This is a genomic window from Rhodococcus sp. (in: high G+C Gram-positive bacteria) (genome assembly GCF_049591685.1).
GTDB lineage: Bacteria > Actinomycetota > Actinomycetes > Mycobacteriales > Mycobacteriaceae > Rhodococcoides.
Genome location: NZ_JBAWFH010000443.1, coordinates 1 through 11,332, shown reverse-complemented (window position 1 = coordinate 11,332; position 11,332 = coordinate 1). Strand labels below are relative to the sequence as shown.

The window sequence follows — 11,332 nt, the reverse complement described above, 5'->3', positions numbered from 1 at the left end:
CCTCAGGCATCGGCGCAGCAGCCGTCCGGATCGTCCACGGGATCGACCGTGGAATCGGACTTCTATACGCCACCGAGTCCGCTGCCCGCCTCGGCGCCGGGCGCTCTCATCCGGACCGAACCGTCACACCTGGCCCTGTCGGTACCGGGTATCGGCGGAACGCTCCCGGGTGAAGCCACCCGAATCATGTACCGCAGCAACGACTCCAACAACGACCCGATCGCCATTACCGGCACCTACATCGATCCGGTGGCCGACTGGACCGGCCCGGGCCCGCGCCCGCTCGTCGTCCTCGCCCCGGGAACGCAGGGCCAGGGCGACCAGTGCGCACCGTCGAAGATGCTGAACAACGTCATCACCTACACGCCGCCGCTGGGTTTCATGGTCGAGTACGAGGTGCTTGCCGCGTACTCGATGCTCGCGCAGGGATACGGCGTCGTCATCACCGACTACGAGGGTCTCGGCACGCCGGGAGCGCACACCTACGTCAACCGGGCGTCCCAGGCGCACACCGTACTCGACGCTGCCCGCGCAGCGCAGAAGTTGGCCGGCACCAAGATCAGTGCCGACGGACCCGTCGGCACCTACGGCTACTCGCAGGGCGGCGGAGCCGTCGCGGCTGCCGCAGAACTCGCGGGGGAGTACGCACCGGAGCTCGATCTCGTCGGCACCTATGCAGGCGCACCTCCTGCCGACCTGAAGCAGACCCTCGATCAGGTCGACGGGACCATCCTCACCGGCGTGGTCGGATACACCCTCAATGGACTGCTCGAGTCCGATCCGGGCTTGCGGGCCGTCATCGACGAGAACATCAATGCCGCTGGACAGGCCATGCTGAACGGGGTCGCTGATCAGTGTGTGGGCGAAACGATCCTGACGTACGGTTTGCACCGCACGTCCGAGTACACCAACTCCGGTGAGCCGATGTCGATCGTGCTGGATCGACTCCCGGTGGCCCAGCAGATCCTGGCCAAGAACAAGATCGGCGAGCGCACACCTACGGCTCCCGTTCTGATCCATTCGGGCACGTCCGACGACATCGTTCCGCATGGCCAGGCCGTCGAGCTGGCCGGTGCCTGGTGCGGCAAGGACGCGACCGTTCAGTTCAGCCCGGCGCAGGTGCCCGCGATCGTGCCCGGGTCGGGTGCAGGCCACCTCATCCCGGACCTTCTCGGACTCGGTGAAGCCCAGAACTGGATGAAGGATCGCTTCCACGGAGTACCGGCACCCTCCAACTGCGGCTAGCAGCAGCGCATGTACGGGCCGCAGATCAACGCGGCCCGTACATGATCACTGCCACGCCCACGAGACAGACCAGGGCGCCGGTGACGTCCCACCGGTCGGGCCGGAAACCGTCGGCCACCATTGCCCAAACGAGGGACCCGGCGACGAACACCCCTCCGTACGCGGCGAGGATCCTGCCGAAGTTCGCGTCGGGTTGCAGGGTCGCGACGAAGCCGTAGAGGCCGAGTGCAACGACGCCGCCGCCGATCCACAACCAGCCTCGATGCTCGCGTACGCCCTGCCACACCAACCAGGCACCGCCGATCTCGAAGACCGCGGCGACACCGAAGAGCAGAATGGACTTCACAACCGTCACGGGGTGCAACGATCCCACAAGTGCGTCGGGGTGTAGGAGAATGCGCTTCTGGGTACTGGTGAACGACGCACGACGGTGAGGACCAACTACCCATGGGTAACTGCGAACGACAACACAAGGTGGATCGAAGCTGTGCGTGAGAACTACAACGACCAGCTCGACTCCATGGCAGCCGATCTGGCGGGGATGTGCCGGCTCGCCGAGGATGCGATGGCGTCGGCCACCCGCGCTCTGTTGACGGCCGATCTGAGCCTGGCCGAGGAAACCATCAGCGGACGAGACGCCATCGATACTGTCGCCGCGGATTGGGAGCACAAGGCGTTCTCGCTGCTCGCGTTGCAGGCACCCGTTGCGCTCGATCTGCGCATCATGGTCAGCGGTATCCACATCGTGGCCGATCTTCAACGCATGGGCGGCCTTGCCATCCATATCGCCGAACTCGCTCGTCGACGACATCCAGCGCACGTTCTTCCCTCCGAGGTCGAGGGCGTCTTCGCCGAGATGGGCCGCGTAGCCGTGGAACAGGCCGAAGCCACGGCCGTGGTGTTGAAGGCGCGCGATGCCGAACTGGCCGCCGAGCTTCGAACCAAGGACGAGGCGATGGACGAGCTCCACCGGAGCCTCTTCACCTTGACGTCGGCGCCGGATTGGCCGCATGGTATTCCGGCCGCCGTGGACATCACGTTGCTGGGTAGGTACTACGAGCGGTTCAGCGATCACACCGTGGAAGTGGCGAAGCGCGTCATCTTCCTTGTCACCGGTGAATTCCGCCCCGAGGAGTTCTGATCTGCATTCTCGCTCGTTCGGTGGCAAAATCAGTCCGATGAAACGTGACGTCTCGGCCTATCTCGATGTGGATGTCACCGACGCCAGCACCTTGGAATTCCAGATCGCGGTCGCACCTCACCCGGGCGCCGAGGTCTGGGAAGCGCTGTCCTTCACGCTGGACGGACGGCCGGTCGAGGCGCAGGAGATCAGCGGAGCCCACGGCACCCGAATACACAAACTGCACGCCGGGGTGGGCAGGCTCGAGGTGTCGTACTCGGCGACCATTCACGGGAACACCGAACCCGCACCCGTGTCGGATTACGACCTGTCGCTGTACCTGCGGCCCAGTCGCTACGCCGAGGCAGACAAATTCTTCGGGTTCGCGGCCACGGAGTTCGGATCCTACGAACCGTCGGAGAAGTTGCTGGCGGAGGTGTCGGCGTGGGTCGGGTCGCGCCTGAAATATGTGCCTGGTAGCAGTGATCCGATCGACGGCGCAGTCGATACCCTTCTTGCGGGTGCAGGAGTGTGCCGCGATTACACCCACCTCGTCGTCGCACTGCTCCGAGCTGTCAATGTGCCCGCTCGGCTCGTCGCCGTCTACGCGCCGGGCTGCGATCCGATGGACTTCCATGCCGTGGCCGAGGCGTTCGTCGACGGGCAGTGGCGCGTGGTCGACCCCACGTACCTTGCGCCCAGGTCGACGCTCGTGCGCATTGCCACCGGTCGGGATGCCGCGGACACCGCCTTCCTCGACAATCACGGCGGTTTCATCACGCTGAACACGGTCCGCGTCGGTGCGGTGGTCGATGGAACACTGCCGATCGACGACATCACGCAGCCCGTGTCGATCACCTAGCGACATCGACCGCGTGCGTCGTGCGTGAGAAGATGTCGGGCATGTCTCGCACACTGCACCTGGTCGGCGACGCCGAAGCCGATGCGCTCCTCGCCGAGGATCCGTTCGCGCTGCTGATCGGGATGCTGCTGGACCAGCAGGTCCCGATGGAGTCGGCGTTCGCCGGTCCCAAGAAATTGATCGACCGCCTGGGTGATTTGAAGGTCGACACCATCGCCCGAGCCGATCCCGAAAAATTCGCCGCGGTCTGCGCGGAAACACCCGCGGTCCACCGATTCCCGGGTTCGATGGCGAAACGGATTCAGGGTCTCGCAGAATTTCTGGTCGAGAACTACGACGGCAAGCCTGATGGAATCTGGCGCCGCGGCCAACCCGACGGCGCCGAGGTGCTGAAGCGGCTCAAAGCGCTACCGGGATACGGCGATCAGAAGGCGCGGATCTTTCTGGCATTGCTGGGCAAGCAGATGGGTGTCACCCCGGACGGCTGGCGCGAGGCTGCAGGTGCATACGGGGACGACGGCTCCAGGCGATCCATCGCCGATGTCGTCGACTCGCAGACCCTGCTCGAAGTGCGCGAGTTCAAGAAGGCCGCGAAGGCGGCAGCGAAGAAGAAGTGACGACGTACGAGCAGTGGTTGGCCGATCTCGACGAGGCCGCGCTGACGCAACTTCTCGCGCGACGTTCCGACGCCGCCGTCGATCCACCGCCCCGTACGTACTCCGCGCTCGCGCATCTGCTCCGCACGCCGGTCTCCGTGTCGGCGGCGCTGCGCTCGCTCGATCACGGCTCGCTCGTAGTACTGGAAGAATTGCAGCACAGCAGTTCTCGTAGCGCACTCGCGACCCGACTCGACGAGGGTGGCGTCAACACAACGTCCGAAATCGACCTGGCACTCGGACTGCTCGTCGGGTACGGCCTTGCCTGGCCCGCGGGTGTGGACTACGCGGCGGTGCCGCTGAACGGACTCCGATTACCTCTCGGAGACGGGATGTCCGTCGCAGAACCCGTGGTGGCGCCGTCGCGCGGCGGCGCCGGCCGATCGCAGGAATTGAACGTGGCCAGATTCTGCGAGCTCGTCGACGCTGTTGTGGAACACATCGTTTCGGAGAACATTCCGTTGCGCAAGGCCGGTGGCGTCGGTGTCCGAGACCTTCGTCTACTCGGTGCCGCGGTAAACGCCGAACATCAGTCGGTGGTCGAACTCGCACTGGAACTAGCTGTGCGAGCAGGACTGGCAGATGCGAGGGGCGGGGTGGTGCGCGCCGGCGCCGCACTGTCCGCCTGGGCTGCGTGGGAACGCCCGAAAAAGCTGTCCACGCTGATCGCGGCATGGTGGTGTACCGACGGATCGCCCACCCATCGCGCCTCCGTCAATGCCAAACCCGTTCCCGCCCTAGGTCTATCACGCCATACCCCATCGTCCGCCGTGCTACGGCACGCGGCGATGGCCTCCGTTCCCGACCACGGTTTTGTCGACGAAGCCGACGCCGTTCGCTACCTGGAATGGAAGTTGCCAGTCCTTGTCGACGCCGCCGAGCCCGGGGACCCGGCCGCACTGTGGCGGGAGGCGTCGTGGCTCGGGGTTCTCGCGGAACATGCGCCCACCGAACTCTCACGGGTACTCGGTCGGCTGGGGCATGCCGACACGGCCGCAGTCGAGCATGCAGTTCTGCCGGTCGTCACCCGCATCGTGGAACGGTCGGAATCCACGCTTCGACTGTTGCCCGACCTCACGGCCGTCGTGTCCGGGCCCGTTGGCGAGCGCGTGTCGCAGCTCCTCGGGTCGTGCGCCGATGCCGTGCGCAAGGATGCCGCATCGACATGGCAGTTCACTCCCGCGTCGATCGGGCGGTATCACGCACACGGTGGCGACGCCGACGCACTGCTCGCCGCCTTGTCCGATGCCGCGGTCACGGACATCCCACAAGCTCTGGACTACTTGATTCGAGACGGTGCGCGCAGTGTCGCGACCGGCAGTGACGTCGCGGAGGCCGCACGGAAAGATTCCGGCCCGGCGCGTGCGCGTCACGTCGACCGCGCGTCGTCGTCGATCACTCGATCCGGCACCGATCCGGCCATGCTCGCCGCGGCTCTGACGTCGGGAACGACCCTGCCCGTCGACGCCGACCGGGTAGCGCGGACTATCCGAGCGTGGTGCGCCCTCCCTGCCCGCGACCTGGATGTCCTCGCTCGTGCGGTGGCGTCGGGCGGCGGTATCTCGGTGGACGTCGCAGACCCGAAAACGGGCATTGCCAAGGACGAGATCGACGACGCTGTGCTGGCCGCAGGGGTCGTTCACGGCAGGTCGCAGCGGACAGGCGCGCGACGCAGTATCGAGCTGTCGCGGATCCGTATGGTGCGCGAAACGTCGTCCTGACGGTGGTGCCGGGCCATCGACGTATCAGTCGGTGCTCGCCGGTACCCTTCTGGGCGTGGCTCTCTACCGGAAGTACCGTCCCGCGACGTTTGCCGAGGTAGTTGGGCAGGAGCACGTCACCGAGCCGTTGAGCGTTGCGCTCAATGCCAATCGAATCAACCACGCATACCTCTTCTCCGGTCCACGCGGCTGCGGCAAGACGTCCTCCGCTCGCATCCTCGCCCGATCCCTCAACTGCGCCGAGGGGCCGACGTCCACGCCGTGCGGGGTCTGCAACTCCTGCGTCGCGCTCGCCCCGGGTGGCCCCGGCAATCTGGACGTTGTGGAGATGGATGCCGCGAGCCACGGCGGCGTCGACGATGCCCGCGATCTTCGTGACAAAGCCGTATACGCGCCCGCCGAGTCGCGCTACGTCATCTTCATCATCGACGAGGCCCACATGGTCACCACGGCAGGCTTCAACGCCCTGCTCAAGGTCGTCGAAGAGCCGCCCGAGCACCTCGTCTTCATCTTCGCCACCACCGAGCCGGAGAAGGTCCTCCCGACCATCCGCTCGCGTACTCACCACTACCCCTTCCGGTTGCTGCCGCCGTCCACCATGCGCGGTCTGCTCGAGAAGATCTGCGTGCAGGAGAACGTGCACGTCGAGGACCCGGTGTTCCCTCTCGTCATCCGGGCGGGTGGAGGTTCGCCCCGTGACTCCCTGAGCGTGCTCGACCAGTTGCTGGCAGGTGCAGGCCCGGAAGGCGTCACCTACCCGAGGGCGCTGTCGCTTCTCGGTGTCACCGACGTCGCGCTCATCGACGACGCAGTCGACGCACTCGCCGCAGGCGACGGTGGTTCGCTGTTCGGCACCATCGACAAAGTGGTCGACGCAGGCCACGACCCCCGACGTTTCGCGGTCGACCTCCTCGAACGCCTCCGTGACCTGATTCTGATGCGCGCCGTTCCGGACGCGGGGGAGCGCGGACTCGTCGACGTTCCGGGCGATGTTCTCGAGCGCCTGCGGGAGGAGTCGACACGAATTGGGTCGGCGACGCTCGCTCGCTACGCAGAAATCATCCACTCCGGGCTCGGCGAAATGCGTGGGGCCACGGCGCCGCGTCTGCTTCTCGAAGTGATGTGCGCGCGCATGCTTCTTCCTTCGGCGTCGGACGCGGAATCTGCTGTGCTGCAACGCTTGGAGCGTCTCGAGCGACGTCTCGACGTCACCCTCCCGGCGGGCGAGCAGGCGGCGGTGGATCAGATCTCTGCGCCGCCGCGGGCCGAGATCGCGGCGCCGGTTCAGGCTCCGGTCGACGAGGTCGCGCCGAAGTTCGTGCGCCCGTCGATGCGTGCCGCTTCACCCCCGGTCGAGGCGGAGCAAGCACCGGCCCTGCAAGCACCGGCGCCTGCACCGGCACCGGCACCTGAGCCAGCGCCTGAGCCCGCACCGGAGCCGGAACCCACACCCGAGCCCGAGCCCACACCGACACCCGAGCCCACATCGACACCCGAGCCCGCGCCCGAGCCCGAGCCCACATCGACACCCGAGCCCACACCCACACCCACACCCGAGCCCACATCGACACCGGAGCCTCAGCCCCAGCCCACTGCTGCGTCGAATGAACCAGATGTTGCTGCTGTGCGTGCGGTGTGGTCGGAGGTCCGGACCAAGGTGCGTGAGCGCAGTCGCACGGTCGAGGTGATGCTGTCGGGTGCGTCGGTGCGCGCTGTGGAGCCGGGCTCGATCACCCTGGGCCACGATTCGGCACCGCTGGCAAAGAGGCTGCAGGAATCGCGGAACGCAAACGTCATTCGTGATGCGTTGCGCGATGTGTTCGGCGTCGATTGGGCCGTCACCTGCGTCGTCGGTGCGGCTGCTCCTCCGGGCGAGGCGCCGGTCGACAAGTCCGCTTCCGAGGCGCCGAAGGCGCCAACGGCCAAGTTCTCGCGGCCGAGCCAGAGCAAGCCCGCGCGCACCACGGACGACGGGTTCGGCTCGGCGGGTGACGGATCTTCAGGCGAGCCCTCGGCCTACGACGACATACCTCCGCCCGAAGCGCCCGACTACCCGGACGATCCCGAGCCCGTGGGCCCTCCTCCGCCGGAAACGCCGGAAGACGAGGAAGAGTTGCTCAAGGCCGCGGCCGAACCAGCCGACCCGTCGATCCGTCGTGATCCGGAGACGGTGGCCATGGAGTTGTTGCAGACGCACTTGGGCGCCACTCCGCTCAAGGAGTAGTGCGCGAAGCTGACGTCAGGCTTGTTCGACGTCAGGCTTGTTCGACATCGTCGGGGTCGACGAACACCAAACGCCCGTCGTCGAGCGCGACGGCGTAACGGCGTGCTGCGGCCCAGGTGCGGTCGGTGACTACGGCACTCTGGTCACCGAAGTCTTCTCTGATGACGCCCGATTCCTTGGGCCACTGGTCTCGCGCCAACTCGGTGTCGGTGCTGTACCGAACCTTGACGCGCGCCCCGACTGCGAAGGGTTGCTTGGTATCCATGGACGTCATCTCCTGCGCTCGAGCCAATGACCCCCCATCGGTGATCGTAGTGGTACCCGGGCCTCGAAATCCTAAACGGAGCGCCCCGGTCACCAACAACGCTCGTTTCGGTCCTTCTCCGCTGATGAAACGGGTTCTAGTGTGAAGGTAGCCGAGGTGTATTCCTCGTGTCCTGCGGCGCCCGTGAGCGTCGCCGCCGACCCGAAGTACGTGGAAGGAACTGCACACTGTGACCACAGAGGCGTTCATTTACGAAGCAATCAGGACTCCCCGCGGTAAAGGGAAGAATGGCTCGTTGCACTCAGTCAAACCGATCTCGCTGGTCACCGGCCTGATAGACGAACTGCGTCGACGATTCCCCGACCTCGACGAGAACCGCATCTCCGACCTCATCCTGGGTGTCGTGTCACCGGTGGGCGACCAGGGCGCCGACATCGCGCGCACGGCAGTGCTCGCCGCGAAGATGCCCGACACCGTTGGCGGATTCCAGCTCAACCGTTTCTGCGCATCCGGCCTCGAAGCCGTCAACCTTGCCGCGCAGAAGGTCCGCTCCGGCTGGGACGAACTTGTCATCGCCGGTGGCGTCGAATCCATGTCCCGCGTCCCGATGGGTAGCGACGGTGGCGCATGGGCGATGGACCCCGCAACCAACTACGACACCTACTTCGCTCCGCAGGGCATCGGTGCCGACCTGATCGCGACGATCGAGGGCTTCACCCGCGAAGACGTCGACGCCTACGCCGTGCAGTCGCAGGAGCGCGCAGCGGCAGCCTGGTCGGGTGGCTACTTCGCCAAGTCCGTCGTGCCGGTCACGGACCAGAACGGTCTGCTGATCCTCGACCAGGACGAGCACATGCGCCCCGGCAGCACCGTGGAGTCGCTCGGCAAGCTGAACCCCGCGTTCACCGGCGTAGCCGCGATGGGCGGCTTCGACGACGTCGCGCTGCAGAAGTACCACTGGGTCGAGAAGATCGATCACGTCCATACCGGCGGAAACAGCTCGGGCATCGTCGACGGCGCAGCGCTCGTCCTCGTCGGTAGCGAGCAGGCAGGCAAGGATCTGGGCCTCGTTCCGCGCGCGCGCGTCGTCGCGACCGCCACGTCCGGCGCCGACACGACCATCATGCTGACCGGCCCGACACCTGCGTCGAAGAAGGTTCTCGCGACCGCGGGCCTGACCGTCGACGACATCGACCTGTTCGAGCTCAATGAGGCGTTCGCGTCTGTCGTGCTGCGCTTCCAGAAGGATCTGCAGATCCCGAACGAGAAGCTGAACGTCAACGGCGGCGCCATCGCGATGGGCCACCCGCTCGGCGCGACCGGGGCCATGATCACCGGAACCGTGCTCGACGAGCTCGAGCGCCGCGGTGGCCGGTACGCCCTCATCACCCTGTGCATCGGCGGCGGCATGGGCGTTGCCACCATCATCGAGCGAGTCTGAGGAACGAAATGTCTGAAAACATGATCCAGTGGGACCAAGACGCCGACGGCATCGTCGTGCTCACGATGGACGACCCCAACCAGGGCGCCAATACGATGAATCAGCTGTACAAGGACTCGATGGGTGCAACCGTCGACCGGCTCGAAAAGGAAGTCGACTCCATCACCGGAGTTGTCGTCACCTCGGCCAAGAAGACCTTCTTCGCGGGCGGCGACCTGAACGGCCTCATCACGGCGCAACCCGAGGACGCGCAGCGCGTCTTCGACGAGGTGCAGGAAGTCAAGGCGCAGCTTCGCCGGTTGGAGAAGCTTGGCAAGCCGGTCGTCTCCGCAATCAACGGCGCCGCACTCGGCGGCGGACTCGAAATCGCGCTCGCGACGCATCACCGCATCGCGGCGAACGTGTCCGGCGCAGCGCTCGGTCTGCCCGAGGTCTCGCTCGGCCTGCTGCCCGGCGGCGGCGGCGTCACACGAATCACCCGTTTGCTCGGCATTCAGAACGGCTTCATGACGGTCCTGGCTCAGGGCACCCGCTTCCGGCCGGAGAAGGCCCTCGAAGTCGGCCTCGTGCACGAACTCGTCGACAGCATCGACGCACTCGTTCCCGCGGCGAAGGCATGGATCAAGGCCAACCCGGAGGGCGGCGTCGCACCCTGGGACGTCAAGGGCTACAAGATCCCCGGCGGCACCCCGTCCAACCCGAAGCTCGCCGCGATTCTGCCCGCGTTCCCGTCGAACCTGCGCAAGCAGATCAAAGGTGCACCGATGCCGGCGCCGCGTGCCATCCTCGCCGCCGCCGTCGAGGGCGCTCAGGTGGACTTCGACAACGCGTCGACCATCGAATCGCGGTACTTCACCGAGTTGGTCACCGGTCGCGTCTCGAAGAACATGATTCAGGCGTTCTTCTTCGACCTCCAAGCCATCAACTCAGGCAAGTCACGCCCCGACGGCATCGAGAAGACCACGTTCTCCAAGGTGGCCGTGCTCGGCGCAGGCATGATGGGCGCGGGCATCGCTTACGTGTGTGCCAAGGCCGGAATCGACGTCGTGCTCAAGGACGTTGCTCTCGAGTCCGCGCAGAAGGGCAAGGCGTATTCCGAGGCCATCGAGGCCAAGGCGATCTCCCGCGGCAAGACCACGCAGGAGAAGTCCGACGCGCTGCTCGCTCGGATCCACCCGACCGCGGATGCCAACGACGTCGAAGGCGCCGACCTCGTCATCGAGGCAGTGTTCGAGTCCGAGGAACTCAAGCAGAAGGTGTTCCAGGAGATCGAGGATCTGGTCGCTCCGACGGCACTCCTCGGTTCCAACACCTCGACGCTGCCCATCACGAGCCTCGCTCAGGGCATCAAGCGTCAGGAAGACTTCATCGGGATCCACTTCTTCTCGCCTGTGGACAAGATGCCGCTCGTCGAGATCATCCGCGGCGAGAAGACGTCCGACGCTGCGTTGGCGAAGGCGTTCGATCTGGTCCAGCTCATCAAGAAGACCCCGATCGTCGTCAACGACAGTCGTGGCTTCTTCACCTCACGCGTCATCGGCACGTTCATCAACGAGGCCATCGCGATGCTCGGTGAGGGCGTCGAGCCGTCGACGATCGAACAGGCGGGTCTGCAGGCGGGCTACCCGGCCGCGCCGCTGCAGCTCTCCGACGAGTTGACCCTCACGCTGATGCAGAAGATCCGCAAGGAAACCTACGACGCCATCGTGGCCGCGGGCGGAACGCCTCCCGAGGATCCGGCCGGCGCTGTCATCGACAAGATGGTCGACGAGTTCGAGCGTCCGTCGAAGGCGAAGGG

10 protein-coding genes are annotated in these 11,332 nt (G+C 65.9%); 8 read left to right on the top strand and 2 right to left on the bottom strand.

Annotation, left to right across the window (positions count from 1 at the left end; translation table 11 throughout):
- On the top strand, positions 1-1,245 hold a 1,245-nt coding region (locus WBQ44_RS18565), incomplete at its 5' end, for a lipase family protein (protein WP_495568143.1).
- Between the two features lie 25 nt (positions 1,246-1,270).
- Here WBQ44_RS18565 and WBQ44_RS18560 read toward each other — a convergent pair.
- On the bottom strand, positions 1,271-1,600 hold the full coding sequence (locus tag WBQ44_RS18560; protein ID WP_495568142.1) for a YnfA family protein: 330 nt from the start codon (positions 1,598-1,600) through the stop codon (positions 1,271-1,273).
- A 132-nt stretch (positions 1,601-1,732) separates the two neighbouring features.
- Here WBQ44_RS18560 and phoU point away from each other — a divergent pair, with 132 nt between their 5' ends.
- From phoU to WBQ44_RS18535, 5 genes are read left to right on the top strand one after another with little or no spacing between them, the layout of a single operon-like run.
- Complete coding sequence (gene phoU, locus WBQ44_RS18555; protein ID WP_495568141.1) at positions 1,733-2,386, top strand: phosphate signaling complex protein PhoU; 654 nt, start codon at positions 1,733-1,735, stop codon at positions 2,384-2,386.
- 37 nt (positions 2,387-2,423) lie between these two features.
- The gene (locus WBQ44_RS18550) at positions 2,424-3,227 is read left to right on the top strand and encodes a transglutaminase-like domain-containing protein (RefSeq protein ID WP_495568140.1); all 804 of its coding nucleotides are present in this window, start codon (positions 2,424-2,426) and stop codon (positions 3,225-3,227) included.
- A 41-nt stretch (positions 3,228-3,268) separates the two neighbouring features.
- Complete coding sequence (locus tag WBQ44_RS18545; protein WP_495568139.1) at positions 3,269-3,844, top strand: HhH-GPD-type base excision DNA repair protein; 576 nt, start codon at positions 3,269-3,271, stop codon at positions 3,842-3,844.
- Positions 3,841-5,604, top strand: coding sequence for a helicase-associated domain-containing protein (locus WBQ44_RS18540; protein ID WP_495568138.1), 1,764 nt, complete (start codon positions 3,841-3,843; stop codon positions 5,602-5,604). Before WBQ44_RS18545 ends, WBQ44_RS18540 begins: the two co-directional genes overlap by 4 nt.
- A 55-nt stretch (positions 5,605-5,659) precedes the next feature.
- Entirely contained in the window at positions 5,660-7,828 is a 2,169-nt protein-coding gene (locus WBQ44_RS18535; RefSeq protein ID WP_495568137.1) for a DNA polymerase III subunits gamma/tau, read from the top strand.
- A gap of 31 nt (positions 7,829-7,859) precedes the next feature.
- On the opposite strand, the gene WBQ44_RS18530 is transcribed toward WBQ44_RS18535, so the two are convergent.
- Complete coding sequence (locus tag WBQ44_RS18530) at positions 7,860-8,102, bottom strand: hypothetical protein (RefSeq protein WP_495568136.1); 243 nt, start codon at positions 8,100-8,102, stop codon at positions 7,860-7,862.
- A 220-nt stretch (positions 8,103-8,322) separates the two neighbouring features.
- Between WBQ44_RS18530 and WBQ44_RS18525 the strand changes: the two genes are divergently transcribed.
- Entirely contained in the window at positions 8,323-9,534 is a 1,212-nt protein-coding gene (locus WBQ44_RS18525) for an acetyl-CoA C-acetyltransferase (RefSeq protein ID WP_495568135.1), read from the top strand.
- An 8-nt stretch (positions 9,535-9,542) separates the two neighbouring features.
- Positions 9,543-11,332: 3-hydroxyacyl-CoA dehydrogenase NAD-binding domain-containing protein (locus WBQ44_RS18520; RefSeq protein WP_495568134.1), on the top strand; the 1,790-nt coding region annotated here is incomplete at its 3' end.